At 45.3% G+C, this 16,226-nt stretch carries 12 protein-coding genes; 5 read left to right on the top strand and 7 right to left on the bottom strand.

Annotated features, from left to right (window positions below):
* Positions 1 to 126 precede the first annotated feature (126 nt).
* Complete coding sequence (locus tag AB4232_RS00405; RefSeq protein ID WP_372085600.1) at positions 127 to 1,593, top strand: dihydrolipoyl dehydrogenase; 1,467 nt, start codon at positions 127 to 129, stop codon at positions 1,591 to 1,593.
* A gap of 315 nt (positions 1,594 to 1,908) precedes the next feature.
* Here AB4232_RS00405 and AB4232_RS00400 read toward each other — a convergent pair whose 3' ends face one another.
* Positions 1,909 to 2,256, bottom strand: coding sequence for a RidA family protein (locus AB4232_RS00400; protein ID WP_004729674.1), 348 nt, complete (start codon positions 2,254 to 2,256; stop codon positions 1,909 to 1,911).
* A gap of 87 nt (positions 2,257 to 2,343) precedes the next feature.
* Between AB4232_RS00400 and AB4232_RS00395 the strand changes: the two genes are divergently transcribed.
* A complete protein-coding gene (locus AB4232_RS00395) occupies positions 2,344 to 2,592 on the top strand; it encodes a DUF3624 domain-containing protein (protein ID WP_029225380.1) in 249 nt (82 codons plus the stop codon).
* A gap of 254 nt (positions 2,593 to 2,846) precedes the next feature.
* Here the strand turns inward: AB4232_RS00395 and argH are convergent, their stop codons facing one another.
* The 4 genes from argH to argC all read right to left on the bottom strand — a co-directional run bounded on the left by argH (position 2,847) and on the right by argC (position 8,199).
* Entirely contained in the window at positions 2,847 to 4,721 is a 1,875-nt protein-coding gene (gene argH, locus AB4232_RS00390) for an argininosuccinate lyase (protein ID WP_009848895.1), read from the bottom strand.
* Positions 4,722 to 5,068: 347 nt separating this feature from the next.
* The gene (locus tag AB4232_RS00385) at positions 5,069 to 6,280 is read right to left on the bottom strand and encodes an argininosuccinate synthase (protein ID WP_372085598.1); all 1,212 of its coding nucleotides are present in this window, start codon (positions 6,278 to 6,280) and stop codon (positions 5,069 to 5,071) included.
* 113 nt (positions 6,281 to 6,393) lie between these two features.
* Positions 6,394 to 7,182, bottom strand: coding sequence for an acetylglutamate kinase (gene argB, locus AB4232_RS00380; RefSeq protein WP_371709587.1), 789 nt, complete (start codon positions 7,180 to 7,182; stop codon positions 6,394 to 6,396).
* Between the two features lie 12 nt (positions 7,183 to 7,194).
* Positions 7,195 to 8,199, bottom strand: coding sequence for an N-acetyl-gamma-glutamyl-phosphate reductase (gene argC / locus AB4232_RS00375; RefSeq protein ID WP_017099991.1), 1,005 nt, complete (start codon positions 8,197 to 8,199; stop codon positions 7,195 to 7,197).
* A gap of 153 nt (positions 8,200 to 8,352) precedes the next feature.
* On the opposite strand from argC, the gene argE reads away from it, so the two are divergent.
* The 3 genes from argE to AB4232_RS00360 all read left to right on the top strand — a co-directional run bounded on the left by argE (position 8,353) and on the right by AB4232_RS00360 (position 13,265).
* Positions 8,353 to 9,489, top strand: a complete 1,137-nt coding sequence (argE, locus tag AB4232_RS00370; RefSeq protein WP_009848891.1) for an acetylornithine deacetylase — start codon at positions 8,353 to 8,355, stop codon at positions 9,487 to 9,489.
* 252 nt (positions 9,490 to 9,741) lie between these two features.
* Positions 9,742 to 12,378 carry a phosphoenolpyruvate carboxylase gene (gene ppc, locus AB4232_RS00365; RefSeq protein WP_170962733.1) on the top strand — a complete coding sequence of 879 codons (2,637 nt, stop codon included), beginning with the start codon at positions 9,742 to 9,744 and terminating at the stop codon, positions 12,376 to 12,378.
* A gap of 347 nt (positions 12,379 to 12,725) precedes the next feature.
* Positions 12,726 to 13,265 (top strand): PadR family transcriptional regulator, encoded by a 540-nt coding sequence (locus AB4232_RS00360; RefSeq protein WP_009848889.1) that lies wholly within the window; start codon positions 12,726 to 12,728, stop codon positions 13,263 to 13,265.
* 179 nt (positions 13,266 to 13,444) lie between these two features.
* On the opposite strand, the gene metF is transcribed toward AB4232_RS00360, so the two are convergent.
* Both metF and metL read right to left on the bottom strand, forming a co-directional pair.
* Positions 13,445 to 14,344: a methylenetetrahydrofolate reductase gene (gene metF / locus AB4232_RS00355; protein WP_009848888.1), complete on the bottom strand. Its 900-nt coding sequence runs from the start codon at positions 14,342 to 14,344 to the stop codon at positions 13,445 to 13,447.
* Positions 14,345 to 14,683: 339 nt separating this feature from the next.
* Positions 14,684 to 16,226, bottom strand: a 1,543-nt coding sequence (gene metL, locus AB4232_RS00350; protein WP_372085597.1) for a bifunctional aspartate kinase/homoserine dehydrogenase II, incomplete at its 5' end; no start/stop codon positions are given.

The following is a 16,226-nucleotide window of genomic DNA, read 5'->3' as shown; positions in this document are numbered from 1 at the left end:
GCTGAATCACAAGCTAAACCTAATAAAACAGAATCACAAAACTGACCCGCAATCCTGACTCTCAAAAAATCACCTGAGTTGGAGGGGTTCGTTCACACTAAATTTAGCCATTGCGAGAAAATTATTATGAAACAAGTCAATGTAGATGTAGCAGTTATCGGGGGCGGTACGGCAGGTCTAGGTTCTTACCGCGCTGCAAAAGCACACACTGACAGTGTCGTGATGATTGAAGGCGGCCCTTACGGTACAACCTGTGCTCGTGTTGGTTGTATGCCATCTAAACTGCTTATTGCAGCTGCAGAAAGTGTACATCACATCGAGAAAGCTCCGGCTTTTGGCGTTCACCCACAAGGTGATATCGTGATTAACGGCCGTGAAGTGATGGACCGAGTGAAATTTGAACGTAACCGTTTTGTTGGTTTTGTTTTAGAAGGTGTTGATGAAATCCCAGAGCAAGACAAGATCTCTGGCTACGCAAAATTCTTAGACGACAACACGCTACAAATCAATGACCACACGGTTGTCACCGCTAAGCGTATTGTTATCGCGACCGGCTCTCGCCCTGCATACCCTGCAGTTTGGAATGAACTGGGTGACCGCCTAATCATTAACGATGACGTGTTCAGCTGGGATGATTTACCAGAGTCGGTTGCGGTATTTGGCCCGGGCGTTATTGGCCTAGAGCTTGGTCAGTCACTGCATCGCTTAGGTGTGAAGACCAAACTGTTCGGTTTGGGTGGTCAAGTGGGTCCAGTAACCGACCCTGAAATCATGGCGTATGCAGATAAAGCCTTCAATGAAGAGTTCTACCTAGATGCTGACGTAAAAATCGAAAGCATGAAGCGCATTACCACTGAATCAGGTGAAGATCGCGTCGAAATTCAGTTCATCAATAAGCAAGGTGAACTAGAAACTAACATCGTTGAGTATGTGCTGGCAGCAACAGGCCGTCGTCCAAACACTGATAAGCTTGGCCTAGAGAATACCTCTCTAGAACTTGATGAACGTGGTGTTCCTATCGCAGACCACTACACACTACAAACATCGCTACCATCAGTATTTATTGCCGGTGACGCAAGTAACCAACTGCCTCTACTGCATGAAGCAGCAGACCAAGCACGTATTGCGGGTGATAACGCAGGTCGCTTCCCAGAGATTCGTGCAGGCCTACGCCGTTCTAAAATCTCAGCGGTATTCTCTGACCCACAAATCGCGATGGTGGGTGAAACTTACAAAGAGATCACCACACGCTTAGGCACATGTGGTTGTTTCGCAACAGGTGAAGTGTCTTTCGAGAACCAAGGTCGTTCACGAGTGATGCTGCGCAACAAAGGTATTCTGCACGTATACGGCGAGCAAGGTACAGGCCGCTTCCTTGGTGCTGAAATGATGGGACCAAACGCAGAACACTTGGCTCACCTATTAGCTTGGGCACACCAAAACAAGATGACGGTTTCTGAAATGCTGGATATGCCGTTCTACCACCCAGTGATTGAAGAAGGTGTGCGAACAGCGCTACGTGACCTCAATGCGAAACTGCACCTAGGTCCAGAGATGGTGAAACACTGTCTAGATTGTGGCCCTGGTTGTTAATCTCAGGCTATCGTTAGTCAGTTAACAAACGCTAGATACTAAAAAGGAAAGCCAGTGGCTTTCCTTTTTGTTTTTGGCAACAAGTAAACTATAGATTCCCGATTACGCTCCTTCGTCGCTCTCGGGAATGACAGCTATTTTCATACACGTCTAGGCGAAGCTAACCAGAATAGCGGTTCTCTTCAAACGCGTCTAAACTGAAGCAAATCAAAGTGACGCATCAGCTAAACCAAAACTAAACTCGTCATTCCAGAACCGCGGGACGAGGTATCTGGAATCTCTTGAAGCCATTGCTTATCGCTAAAGGCTTAGCAATTACTTCTCAGCAGCAATCACAGAGATCTCAACAAGTAGCGCTTCACGAGCCATATCACCCGTTACACATGCGCGAGCTGGAGCGTGACCTTCAGGAACCCATGCATCCCAAACTGCGTTCATTTCTTGGAAGTCTTTCATGTCTTTCAAGTAAATCGTTGCTGACAGCATGTGCTCTTTATCGCTGCCCGCTTGCTCAAGTAGGGCTTCCACTTTATCCAGCATCGTTTGTGTTTGCTCAGTGATGTCTTTGGTTGCATCAGCACACACTTGGCCACATAGGTAGATAGTGCCGTTGTGTTTCACAATACGGCTCATGCGTTGTTTGGTTTCTTGACGCTCAATCATCGACTTTCTCTCTCTGTGTCACCGTGATCCAATATCTTGTGACGTGTTATTATCAAGGCAACAAGCATAACGCGAATCAAACCCAAGATGACATGCATTCATTGCAATAAAAGTGAAAAAATCCGTAACAAACTCGGCCGCTGCCAGCGCTGCATGAATCAGCTGATGGTGTTGTCGATTTTAAGTTGGGGAGCATGGTGGTTGTTTTTCAAAGAAGACCCAAAAACCATCAATGCCATCGCTTTGATGATGGCCGCTTTCGTATTCAGCGGCTTGCTGTCGTTGCATTGGATAATGAAATTTGTCGTGCTGCCTTTAAGGAACAAAAAGCGTTAGCAGAGAGACTTTATTAGATAAACGATAATGGCTAGATGTTCGATTCAATGACCCGATAGTGCTTCGATTTAACGACCTATCTTCACTTCCCAAACAGCAGATAGAAAAAAGCCCCAGAACCAATCGATTCTAGGGCTTTCTTAGAAAATTCTAAGAAAAAGCAGTGGTACTTTAATAGACCGGACTTTTCTTAGTTTGTTCCCAAAAAAGATCAGATTTTTGATCTTTTTTTTAGGTTCCATAAAATCAATGCCTTATGCAACATTCACCTTTGCGATAATCTGTTCAACCAAGTTCACTTCCAACGCCACTTCATCACATGCATGTTGGCGAGGACACTGATCACAATCTTTCAGTACCTTCTCAGGTAGCAAAGATTTCGATGTTGGTAAAAAGTCATGCTTCATAAAGAACTCTGGGGTACGAGTCAGCACAAACACCTTCTTAATGGCCATTTGTCGCGCTTTATCAACCAAGTGCTGCACAATCGCGGTACCCTGCCCTTGACCTTGCCAGCCAGCTTCAACACCTAACGAACGAATTTCCGCTAAACCAGAGTCATACACATAGAGTGATGCACAACCTGTCACCTCACCATGATGCTCTGCGACGGCAAACGAACCAATATCACGCACCAGTTCATTACGAGAACGAGGCAGGTTTTCACCCATATTCGCCCAGTAGGCCACCATGCCTTCCAACGCTTCAATATCGGTCAGACGAGCAGAACGAACCTTAACGATAGAAGTATCACGCTGTGATAAACGCTTCTCTGCTTGGTCAACCGCGTAAGCCACTTGTTGTGGTGATACACCACCTAGCGCACTACGTTTTTCAAGACACGACTCAATGGTCAGGATGTCATACACATCCTCTTCAATCACCTCAGAGAACTCTTTCATCTCTGCGATGGTTAACTCTTCTAATGCACAGCCTTTAGCAATCGCTGCGACGACTGTTACACCAACAATATGGTGAGCTTCACGGAAAGGAATGCCTTTCGCTACTAAGTAATCAGCCAGTTCTGTTGAGTTCGCGTAGCCTTGTTTTGCTGCTTCAAGCGTACGTTCGCCGTTCACTTTAATACCGTCAAAACAGAGTGCTGCCATTTCCATACAATCATTCCAAGTATCTAAAGCGTCGAACAGACCTTCTTTATCTTCTTGCATGTCTTTGTTGTACGCCAAAGGCAGAGCTTTCACTGTCATCATCATTGCGGCTAATGAACCGTATACACGGCCAGTTTTGCCACGTATAAGCTCTAGCGCATCTGGATTTTTCTTTTGTGGCATCAGAGATGAACCTGACGTCACTGTATCGGCTAACTCGATGAAGTTTGATTCACCTGAGTTGTAGAAAATCATATCTTCTGCAAGACGTGAAAGGTGAAGCATTGAGATAGATGCAATCGACATCAGCTCCATCACATGATCACGGTCAGAAACTGAATCTAGAGAGTTACGCGTTGCACGATGGAAACCTAAGTTGTGAGCTAACTCTTCACGGTCCATCGGGTAAGCAGTTCCAGCAAGGGCACCAGAACCCAGCGGACATGTATCTAGACGCTTAATCGCATCATTCAAACGAGAATAATCACGCTCAAGCATTTCAACGTAAGCCAAGCACCAGTGAGCAAAAGTTACCGGCTGAGCACGTTGTAAGTGAGTGTAGCCAGGAAGTACGGTTTCTTGATGCTGAGAAGCGACGTTCACCATTTGGCTTTGTAGGCGATCCAATGCAAGTAGCAGTTGGTTACCTTGCTGACGACACCATAGTTTAAGGTCTGTCGCCACTTGGTCATTACGAGAACGGCCAGTGTGAAGTTTTTTGCCCAAGTCACCGACTTTGCCGATAAGTTGTTGCTCGACCCAGCTGTGAATATCTTCTGCATCAGAACGTAGAATCTGTTCAGGATCTTCCATCACCTCAAGTTTTAGCTCATTCAACGCTAACTCAAGCTTCTGTTGCTCTTCTTCGGTTAATACGTTGACCGACAGTAGAGCTTTAGACCAGGCAATTGAGCCCACAATGTCTTGCTCAGCCAATCGGTAATCAAAACGAAGAGAATCGTTAAAATCTTTAAACCGGGTGTCTGCTGCTTGGGTAAATCTACCGCCCCATAATGCCATTGTGTATCTCCTAATTGCACAGTGCTCACTGTTTTTGCAAATGATAATTCTGATTAAAATTCAGTATTTTTCTGATGGTTTAAACTTACGGCAATTCAAAATGAAAATAAAGTATTAATTCATTATTTTCACATATTTATTCACCGATAGTTTAATCCATTATTTATTTTCAGCGTGATTCGCGAATTATATGCCATTCAATGATAAAAACCGAAGCTGATTTATTAGACTAATAGATAGAAAAAAGCCCATTCACTAATCAATAGTGGATGGGCTTTGCATAATAATGTCTATTTGCTAGCCTTCCGTTATTCGTAAAAGGCTAGCTCACTAACTCATGGTTCGGATTACTTTTGGCTATTCAGAGCACGGATACGGCTTGATAGCGAGTAAAGACGGATAAAGCCTTCAGCGTGGCTTTGGTCGTAAACTTCATCTTCACCAAAGGTTGCAAACTCTTCTGAGTACAGGCTGTTGTCAGAACGCTTCTGAGTCACCGTTGCATGGCCTTTGTAAAGTTTGATAACCACTTCACCATTTACGTCTTGTGCTAGTTCATCTGTTGCCGCAAGAATTGACTTACATAGCGGAGTGAACCAACGGCCATCGTATACAAGATGAGAAGCTTTAACACCTAGCTCTTCACGGAATTCGAATGCCGCTTTATCAAGAACCAGTTGCTCTACTGCACGCAGTGCTTCCATCATGATTGTGCCACCTGGAGTTTCGTAACAACCACGAGACTTCATGCCAACAAGACGGTTTTCTACGATATCGATACGACCAACACCGTGCTTCGCACCCTTCTCATTTAGGTAAACCAGTGCGTTGTATGGCGTCATTGTTTCGCCATCAACCGCTACCACTTCACCTTTTTCAACTTTAAGCGTCACAGTTTCAGGTTCGTTTGGCGCTTGCTCTGGGTCTACAGTCCAAGCCCAGCAATCTTCATCCGGTGCGTTCCATGTATTTTCTAGCACGCCGCCTTCTGTAGAGATGTGCCATGCGTTTGCATCACGCGAGTAGATCTTAGTAAGAGAAGCCGTACAAGGGATGTTACGTTCAGCTAGGTAATCTAGACACTCTTCACGGCTCACTAGATCCCATTCACGCCAAGGTGCAATTACGTGTAGATCCGGTGCTAGTGCAGCAAATGCGCCTTCAAAACGAACTTGGTCGTTACCCTTACCTGTACAGCCGTGACACAGTGCGTCTGCACCGACTTTACGTGCAACCTCAACCTGAGCTTTCGCGATAATTGGACGAGCCATTGAAGTACCTAGCAGGTATTTACCTTCGTAGTAAGCGCCAGTTTTTAGCGTTGGGTAGATGTAATCTGCCACCATCTCTTCTTTAAGGTCAGCGATGTAGCACTCAGATGCACCAGACGCTTTTGCTTTCTCTTCAATACCAATCAGCTCTTCATCGCCTTGGCCTACATCTGCAACAAATGCGATAACTTCGCAATCATAGTTCTCTTTCAACCATGGAATAATTACTGATGTGTCTAGACCGCCAGAGTAGGCTACTACAACTTTCTTTACGTTAACTTTGCTCATTTTCTTTCTCCTAGTTTCCATACTGCACATGGCGGTCAGCGTTGGAAATGACTTCATTATTATGTGTTAAATTTATTTGTCTAAATTCTTTAAGTAGTGACTCGTGGTGAGGTCTACTGAGGTAAAAACTGCGTTCCTATGCTTTTACCTGAAAACAGTTGTGTTAGCTTTTCTGGGTATCGCCAAGTGGCAACTTCGATTGGTCGTCCAAGGTCGTTAGCGGCTTCTAGTGCGGCTTGAACCTTAACGATCATGCCATCGGTAATCACTTTGCCTGTAATAAGGTCATCAGCTTGTTGTTGATTAAGGCTTGGAATCAGGTGACCTTTGCCATCCAACACACCGCTTACATCAGAAAGCAGTACCAATTCAGCATCAAGCGCGCCAGCTACAGCTACAGCAGCTTGGTCTGCATTGACGTTCATCAGTTGGCCTTGCTCAGTCAGACCAATTGAGCTAATGATTGGCAGTGCGCCCGTATTAAGAATCGCTTGCAGAACGGTTGAGTCGCCCGGCTCCGCTTTTCCTACCGCGCCCAGTTCAGGGTTCAGTTCGCTCACTTTGCATAAACCACCATCTGCAAGGCTCAAACCAACGGCATTGATACCGTCTTTAATTGCCTGACCTTGAAGTAGTTTGTTGGCCGTGCCCGCTAGCGCGCCAGCGATAACAGGGATCTGATCATAAGGAGTAACACGTAGCCCCTCTTTCTTAACGGTTTCGAGGTTCAACTTATTCATCAAATCATCAACAAGGTAACCGCCGCCGTGAACAATCACGATTGGTCGCTGTGCCTGTTGTTGGTAAGCTGAAATCGCACCAAATAACTTGCTAAGTGTTTCACCACAAGATAGCGCAGCGCCACCTAACTTTATGATTAATGGTTGATTATTAAGGCTCATATCTAGATTTCCTTACACTAACGCAGTTAATGGCGCAAAACCATAACGTAAATTTAAACACTGCATCGCTTGGCTAGATGCACCCTTTAATAAGTTATCAATCGCTGAAACAACGATGATGTGTTGACCTTGAACCTTCCAGCCTAAATCGCAGAAAGGTGTCTGTTCTACATCTTGAATTCTTGGCAATGTCTCTTCGAGTAATCTCACGGCTGGCTTACCTTGATATGCTTGCTCGAAGGCATCTTGTATCTGTTGTTCTGTCACACCGTCAGCCAGTTTCATGGTAATGGTCGCTAAAATGCCACGCTTAAAGTTGCCTAGGTGCGGAGTGAAAATCACATCACATCCTAGGTGTGCCGCCATTTCAGGTTGATGACGGTGGTTGAATACGCCATAAGCTTGCAGGCTTACTTCGCAGAAGCTGTTGACCATAGTCGCCTTACGACCGGCTCCAGTAACGCCACTAGTCGCGTTAATCACTGGCCATTGGTTCTCATCCAGTAACTTTGCTTCAACTAAAGGCTTAATCGCCAGTTGTGATGCAGTTGGGTAACAACCCGCGACTGCAACAAGCTGAGCTTCTTTTATTTCTTGTTCGTTCCATTCAGCTAAACCGTAAGCCGCTTTGTCTAGCCATTGTTCGTGTTGATGTTCAAAACCGTAAAACTCTTGATAGAAGTTTTCGCCTTTAACTCTGAATGCACCCGATAGGTCGAAAACTTGGCAGTCGTTCTCTAGAAAAATGGGCGCTAGGTCGTGACTGACTTCGTGTGCCGTTGCTAAGAAAATCACATCAGACTGTTTAGCCACTTCTTCCGGATTTGTTAAAGGTTGTACTGGCATATCAATCAGGCCAGCTAACTTACCGTGCAGTGCAGCGATAGGTTTGCCCGCATCTACACTATTGGCTGAGACATATAAACCTGATAGCGTGAGCTCAGGGTGTCTGTTTATCATTAGAGCCAGTTCTGCTCCTGTATAGCCGCTTGCACCAATGATCGTGGTTTTCAACATCTCAACACATCCATTCTTGAGGTAAGTTATATTTCAAATTTGACTATTCATACTTAATTTTTAGCTATATTTGATTTCTTATGCATTAAATATGATTTAATATGTGTTTTACCGACTTATGGTTTTCCTGTCAATAGTAGAAGTGAAGATATTATGCAATTACCGAGTTTCCTTGAGGTCTATAAAGGCCTAATTTCCACCGACTCCATTAGCTCAACAGATCCAAGCTGGGATCATGGCAACGAGAAAGTGATCGAAAAAATGGCTCAATGGTTTAAAGACGTAGGCTTTAGCGTTGAGGTCGTGGAAGTCGAACCCGGCAAGCATAATATGGTCGCAAAGATGGGTTCAGGCGAAGGGGGCTTATTGCTTGCAGGACACAGCGATACCGTGCCATTCGATGAAGGACGTTGGAACTTCGACCCTCACGCATTGACAGAACACAACAACCGCTTCTACGGATTAGGCACCGCCGATATGAAAGGCTTTTTTGCCTTCGTTTATGAAGCTGCTAAGAAAATGGATTGGAGCAAGCAAACCAAGCCGCTTTATGTTTTAGCTACGTGTGACGAAGAAACCACTATGCTAGGTGCACGTCATTTCACTGAAAATGCGCCGTTTAAACCGGACTACTGCATTATTGGTGAGCCAACCAGCCTAGTGCCGATTCGTGGTCATAAAGGCCATGTCGCCAACGCAGTACGAGTAACGGGTAAATCAGGTCACTCTTCAGATCCAGCTTTAGGCGTTAACGCCATCGAGATCATGCATGAAGTGTTATTTGCTTTAATGCAGTTGCGTGACAAGTTAGTCAAGGAGTACCACCACCCAGGTTTTGCAATTCCAAGCCCTACCCTAAACCTTGGTCATATCCACGGTGGCGACAGTGCGAACCGTATCTGTGGTTGTTGTGAACTGCACTATGATGTTCGTCCTTTACCGGGCATTAGCTTAGATGGCTTGGATAACATGCTGCGTAGCGCACTTAAAGAAGTAGAAGCAAAATGGCCGGGCAGAATTGAGATTACTCCACTGCACGAACCGATTCCGGGTTATGAGTGTCAGCACGATCATCCATTTATCGGTGGCATGGAATCGGTGTGTGAAACTGAATCTCAAACCGTGAACTACTGTACTGAAGCACCTTTCCTTCAAGAGTTATGCCCAACCTTGGTATTAGGTCCAGGCTCAATTGACCAAGCTCACCAACCGGATGAGTTCTTAAGCTTCGATTTTATTGACCCTACAATTGATGTTCTGAGTAAATCTATCCGTAAATATTGTTTCTAGTTATTACTTCTCAATCCGAACATTCACATAAAAGCCACCCTAAAAAGTGGCTTTTATTCTGCCATCCCTGATATAGCCGCAACCTTGTAATTAAATTTCACTTTTTCCCTAAGTTTTGAAAAATTTACTTCTCCCGCATTTTTAAACCTAATAATTGCAAACTTAGAATGCTTTATTTGACTAGATACAGCACTTTTCGCTAGATTGTGTACTTAACAAGGAACAATGGATGTAATTTTTTTACGAGGCAGGATGACAATGAACGAGAAATACGCCGCTCTCAAGAGTAACGTAAGCATGCTAGGACGCTTGCTAGGTAACACAATCCAAGATGCACATGGTGACGTTATCTTAGAGAAAGTGGAGACTATCCGTAAACTTTCCAAATCCGCCCGCGCAGGCAACAAAGCTGACCGTGACAGCCTAGTTGAAGAAATCAAAAACCTGCCGAACGAACAACTCACTCCTGTTGCTCGTGCATTTAACCAATTTCTCAACCTCACCAACATGGCAGAGCAATACCATACGATCTCTCGCCACTGTGAGGAGCATGTTTGTGAACCAGATGTGCTGCAATCTCTATTTTCCAAATTAAATCAGAATGACATCAGCAAGCTAGACGCGGCTCAAGCCGTTCGCGACCTGAACATTGAACTCGTTCTGACTGCACACCCAACAGAAATCACTCGTCGCACCATGATCAACAAGCTGGTAAAGATCAACGAGTGTCTGTCTAAATTAGAATTAAGCGACCTATCACACAAAGAGCGCGTGAAAACCGAACGCCGCCTAGAGCAACTGATCGCTCAAGGTTGGCACTCTGATGTAATTCGTCAGCAGCGCCCAACGCCACTTGATGAAGCTAAGTGGGGCTTTGCGGTTGTCGAAAACTCACTTTGGGAAGCTGTGCCTGATTTCCTACGTGAAATGGATGGTCGATTAAAAGGTTACCTTGGTGAAGGCCTGCCAATTGATGCGCGCCCTGTTCATTTCTCATCTTGGATGGGTGGTGACCGCGATGGTAACCCATTCGTAACGCACACCATCACTAAAGAAGTACTGCGTCTGTCTCGCTGGAAAGCCGCTGATCTATACCTAGGTGACGTGAACGAGTTGATTACCGAACTGTCGATGACCAAGTGTAATGATGCCGTTCGTGAATTGGCTGGCGATGAGCACGAAGCTTACCGTGCAATCCTGAAGAGCCTACGTACTCTGCTCAACAACACGCTAGAAGTGCTTGATGCAAAACTGCACGACGCAGAAGTACCGAAGAAAGAAACTCTCCAGAACATAGACCAACTTTGGACACCACTTTACGCATGTTACCAATCACTGCACGAATGTGGCATGGGCGTAATCGCGGACGGTTCTCTACTTGATACGCTACGCCGCCTAAAAGCATTCGGCGTGCATTTGGTTCGTCTCGATGTTCGTCAAGAAAGTACTCGTCACTCAGATGTGCTATCTGAATTGACTCGCTACCTAGGCATTGGTGATTACGACCAATGGAGCGAGCAAGATAAGGTTGCTTTCTTAACCAATGAATTAAGCTCAAAGCGCCCACTGTTACCACGCGACTGGGAGCCATCTGAGCAGGTCAAAGAGGTTTTAGACACCTGTAAGGTCGTTGCTGCTCAACCTCGTGAAGCCTTTGGTGCTTACGTGATCTCTATGGCTCGTACTGCCTCGGATGTATTGGCTGTACATTTGCTTCTACAAGAATGTGGTTGCCCGTACCGCATGGACGTATGTCCATTGTTCGAAACGCTAGACGACTTGAACAACTCAGAAGCCGTAATGAAACAGCTAATGAGCATCGATTTATACCGTGGCTTTATCCAGAACCACCAAATGGTGATGATCGGATATTCTGACTCAGCTAAAGATGCCGGTGTAATGTCTGCAGGCTGGGCGCAATACGATGCAATGGACAAGCTAGTTAAGGCTTGTGAAGAAGAAGGCATTGAACTGACTCTATTCCACGGTCGTGGTGGTACGGTTGGTCGTGGTGGTGCGCCAGCGCACGCAGCTCTTCTTTCTCAGCCACCTAAAAGCTTGAAAGGCGGCTTACGTGTAACTGAACAAGGCGAAATGATCCGCTTTAAGCTTGGCTTGCCAGATGTTGCCGTAAACAGCTTCAACCTTTACGCAAGTGCGATTCTAGAAGCGAACCTTCTGCCACCACCAGAGCCAAAACAAGAATGGCGCGACCTAATGGAAGTGCTGTCTGAAGTATCTTGCGAAGCTTACCGCAACGTCGTTCGTGGTGAAGAGAAGTTTGTTCCTTACTTCCGCCAAGCGACGCCAGAGCTAGAGTTAGGCAAGTTACCTCTTGGTTCTCGTCCTGCGAAACGTAACCCGAACGGCGGCGTAGAAAGCCTACGTGCGATCCCATGGATCTTCTCATGGAGCCAAAACCGTTTGGTACTTCCTGCATGGTTAGGCGCTGGTGAAGCGATTCAATACTCTGTCGATCAAGGCCATCAAGCGCTACTTGAAGAGATGTGTCGTGAATGGCCATTCTTCTCGACTCGTCTAGGTATGTTGGAAATGGTGTACTCGAAGTGCAACATGGAAATCGCTAAGTACTACGACCAGCGACTTGTTGACGAAGAGCTATTACCTCTGGGTGAGTTACTGCGTGAACAGCTGCAAAAAGACATCAAAGCGGTGCTAAATGTAGAAAATAACGAGAACTTGATGCAAAGCGACCCTTGGGGACTTGAGTCAATTCGTCTGCGTAACATCTATGTTGAGCCACTAAACATGCTTCAAGCGGAACTGCTTTACCGTACTCGTAAGTGTGAAACACCACCAGCAGAGCTAGAAGAAGCGCTAATGGTGACGATTGCAGGTATTGCAGCAGGTATGCGAAACACTGGTTAATTAGTGATTCCATCTACAAAACAAACAAAAGGTCGCCATTGGCGGCCTTTTTATTTTGCCAAATGACCACTAGTGAGTATTTTGTCAGTTTTTTGGGTTATTTTGCCCATGTATTCTACTTTATGCTTATTATTTAGATATACTACTGCTCCGCTGCAGAAACACTCCAAAATAATAATCTGCGGCACTCGACCAATAAACTGGTCAACCTAGGTGATAAACGGCTTTGTAAGGTGACATAACCAACGATTGAGTTGGTGCTACTTGAACATAACCAATATAACGTGCCATAGAAGCACACTTGTTGTTCAAGTATTTGTTTACTGTTTACCATTTGGATTTCAGACATGTCATTACCACACGTAATTTTAACCGTTTTAAGTACACGCGATGCTACTGGTTACGATATCACAAAAGAATTCTCCGCAAGCATTGGTTACTTCTGGAAAGCTAGCCACCAACAAGTTTACCGCGAGCTAAATAAAATGGCTCAGAACGACCAGGTAACTTGCGTACTTGAGCCTCAAGAAGGCAAACCTGATCGTAAAGTTTACTCTATCACCGATGCTGGCCGTGGCGCGCTAGGTGAATGGTTTGAACAACCAACTGCACACCCAACCGTTCGTGACGAGTTCTCAGCTAAGTTAATCGCTTGTGCTGTACAACCTTCTGATGCGTACCGTGTACAACTTGCTGAACTAGTAGAAGAGTCTCGCAAACTGGTTTCTCACTACAAAGAAATCGAAGCGGCTTACTACGCAACGCCATCTACACTAGACAAGCAAGCACGCCTAGAGCGTCTAACGCTTCGTCGTAACCTACTGATCCGTGAAGCATGGATTGTATGGGCTGACGAAGTACTGCTTGAACTTGGCGCTCTTGCTTAAGTTAAGCTAGAAACTAGAAACTAGAAACTAGAAACTAGAAACTAGAAACTAGAAACTAGAAACTAGAAAAGTAAAAGGCTTGAACTCTTAGAGTCCAAGCCTTTTTTGTATCTATAGGATTTGAAATGTTACTACCAGAAGCTTTTACAAGCGCTTGGGCTTTACTTCCTAGACTTTACTTAAAGCGCAGCGACTTGTGGACGAACACCTAATGTGTGGCAAAGTGCATAAGTCATTTCTGCACGGTTTAGCGTGTAAAAGTGGAAATCTTTCACACCTTCACGGCTTAGCGTACGAACCATATCGATCGCTTGGCTAGCACCGACTAACTGACGAGTTGTTGGATCATCATCCAAGCCTTCGAACTGCTTCGCCATCCAACCTGGTACTTTTACGTTATTCATCGCAGCAAAACGAGACGCTTGCTTGAAGTTAGAAACCGGCAAGATACCCGGTACAATCTCTACGTCAACGCCAGCCGCCACACAACGGTCACGAAAACGTAAGTAGCTTTCGACATCGAAGAAGAACTGAGTGATTGCACGGTTTGCACCCGCATCCACTTTACGCTTTAGGTTAATAAGATCAGATTGAGCGCTTTTTGCTTCAGGGTGAACCTCAGGGAATGCCGCTACTGATATATCAAAGTCGTGACGAGATTTAAGCAGCTCGACTAAATCAGACGCATACATATCTGGCGCACCACCGCCTGCTGGAATATCACCGCGCAACGCAACAATACTTTCAATGCCATTTGCCCAGTAATCGTCGGCAATTTGAATCAGCTCTTCGCGGCTAGCATCAATACACGTTAAGTGTGGTGCAGCAACTAAGCCTGTTTGGTTCTTAATTTCTTTAATGATTGAGTGGGTACGATCACGCTCACCCGAGTTTGCACCATAGGTTACTGATACAAATTTAGGTTGAAGTGTTTTAAGACGGTGAACAGAATTCCACAGGGTCTCTTCCATCTTCTCACTGCTTGGTGGGAAAAATTCAAATGACACATTGATGTTGTCAGAAAGCTCTGCAATATTCTGATTTAAAGCGTCGATATGACTTGCGTGTGTGTATCCCATCTTACTCTCCCTGTGGCAAAAGCAACCACTAAATAATCTCAAATCCCTAGCGACGTTTAGACGTCTATATGTCTCCAGAATGAATTGAATACGATTTAATGTCAACAGATCCATTATGAATTTTTTTCAAGTAGATAGTGAGAAAAGCTCAAGCCGATAGGTGGGTCGCAAAGAAGAAATAATGTAGAAAAAAGGCTGAAAACACATCGTGCTTTCAGCCTTATTTATCTTAGTGGATAGTATGCTATTTACGCATTTAAACAATTAATCTGAGTATTAAAGCAATTGATCTGACTATTAAGCCAATCGCTCTAAGTATTAAACCAACCGCTCTTAGTATTAAAACAGGCTAGACATTCTGTTTAAATCAGACTGAATTGCACCAGCTGTCACTTCACGACCAGCACCTGGGCCACGAATAACCAATGGATTATCTTTGTACCATTTGCTCTCAATCGCAAAGATGTTGTCGCAAGGCAGTAAGTTCGCCAGAGCGTGTTCTTTAGATAACGCTTCAACGCCTACCGTTGCCTTACCATTCTTCTCTAAACGCGCTACGTAACGAAGGACCTTCTGTTGAGACTGCGCTTTCTCTAAACGCTCGGCCAACTCTTCACTCAGTACAGAAGCTTTATCAAAGAAGTCATCCACTGACAGATCTTGTAATTCTTCAGGTACCAATGATTCTACTTTGACGTTTTCAGGCTCAATATCTAAACCCGATTCACGCGCCAGAATCACTAGCTTACGCATCACGTCTGAGCCATCGAGGTCAGCGCGAGGATCCGGTTCCGTCAGGCCTTGCTGCCACGCTAAGTCAACCAACTCGCTGAATGACACCGTGCCATCAAACTGTTGGAATAACCAAGATAGAGTGCCCGAGAAGATACCTGACAGAGCGAGAATATCGTCACCGCTTTCACGCAAGTCACGTACTGTGTGATTAATCGGTAAGCCGGCACCCACTGTCGCATTGTACAGCCAATGACGGCTGATCTTAGCGAAAGCATCTTGTACCTGATGGTAATACTCGCTTGATGCAGAGCCTGCCACCTTGTTAGCTGAGATCAGGTGGATACCTTGTTGTGCAATTTGCAGGTACTTTGCTGCAAGCACAGGGCTTGCGGTGACATCGAGTACTACAGCTTCATCGTAACCCTGAATAGAACCCAAACGCTCTAACCAGTCGTTACCATTATTGGCAATCGCTTCGTCATCAAAGCGTTTACCAACTGAAGTCGCATCAATGCCTTGATCGTCGAACCAATAAGTTTGGCTATCAACAACCGCAACCAATTCAAAGTTCATCCCACGGCGCTTTTCAAGTTCAGCCTTTTGTTCAGCAAACAAGCTTAACCAACTTGAACCAATGTTGCCCTTACCACACAAGGCAATCGCAACACGCTTTTGCGCTTGGAACAGTTGAGAGTGAATGCCTTTCACTAGGCTTGATGTTTCACTCTTACGAATCACAGCCACTAAGCTCAAGCCAGAGTTTGCTTCTGAGATAAACTCAACCGGTGAGCTCTTGAGTTGTTGGTAGAATCCATAACAATGGTTCGGGTTCTTAGTCACACCCGCACCCACCGCCGCAATCAGAGAGAAGCCTTCTTTAAGCTTAATTTCCGCTTCAATCGCGTGATCTTGTAGATATTCTAAAGCGCCACCAGCGATCTCTTCTGTATAAGCAAGACGTAAGCAGTGCTGATCCGGTTCAAGCTCATAAGCAAGCGGCTCAAGTTGGGCTCGTTTAAGACCTTCAAGGACTTCACTTTCTAAGCGGTCAAAATCATGGCCATGACCAAAGGTCAGCTGAACGATCAGAACTTCATCCAGAGAGGTAATGATTTTTGCGCCACGACCCGATGCCAGTACACGCTCT

The sequence above is a fragment of the Vibrio sp. 10N.286.46.A8 genome, from assembly GCF_041470165.1.
In the GTDB taxonomy this organism is placed as follows: domain Bacteria; phylum Pseudomonadota; class Gammaproteobacteria; order Enterobacterales; family Vibrionaceae; genus Vibrio; species Vibrio tasmaniensis_A.
This window is presented reverse-complemented; position numbering and strand designations above follow the sequence as displayed.

Excerpts from the sequence above, each read along its gene's own strand:
- AB4232_RS00360 (WP_009848889.1), top strand. The coding sequence starts at position 12,726 with ATGTCATTACCACACGTAATTTTAACCGTTTTAAGTACACGCGATGCT.
- argE (WP_009848891.1), top strand. The coding sequence starts at position 8,353 with ATGCAATTACCGAGTTTCCTTGAGGTCTATAAAGGCCTAATTTCCACC.
- AB4232_RS00405 (WP_372085600.1), top strand. The coding sequence starts at position 127 with ATGAAACAAGTCAATGTAGATGTAGCAGTTATCGGGGGCGGTACGGCA.
- argC (WP_017099991.1), bottom strand. The coding sequence starts at position 8,199 with ATGTTGAAAACCACGATCATTGGTGCAAGCGGCTATACAGGAGCAGAA.
- argH (WP_009848895.1), bottom strand. The coding sequence starts at position 4,721 with ATGGCATTATGGGGCGGTAGATTTACCCAAGCAGCAGACACCCGGTTT.
- AB4232_RS00385 (WP_372085598.1), bottom strand. The coding sequence starts at position 6,280 with ATGAGCAAAGTTAACGTAAAGAAAGTTGTAGTAGCCTACTCTGGCGGT.
- AB4232_RS00395 (WP_029225380.1), top strand. The coding sequence starts at position 2,344 with ATGACATGCATTCATTGCAATAAAAGTGAAAAAATCCGTAACAAACTC.
- ppc (WP_170962733.1), top strand. The coding sequence starts at position 9,742 with ATGACAATGAACGAGAAATACGCCGCTCTCAAGAGTAACGTAAGCATG.
- AB4232_RS00400 (WP_004729674.1), bottom strand. The coding sequence starts at position 2,256 with ATGATTGAGCGTCAAGAAACCAAACAACGCATGAGCCGTATTGTGAAA.
- argB (WP_371709587.1), bottom strand. The coding sequence starts at position 7,182 with ATGAGCCTTAATAATCAACCATTAATCATAAAGTTAGGTGGCGCTGCG.
- metF (WP_009848888.1), bottom strand. The coding sequence starts at position 14,344 with ATGGGATACACACACGCAAGTCATATCGACGCTTTAAATCAGAATATT.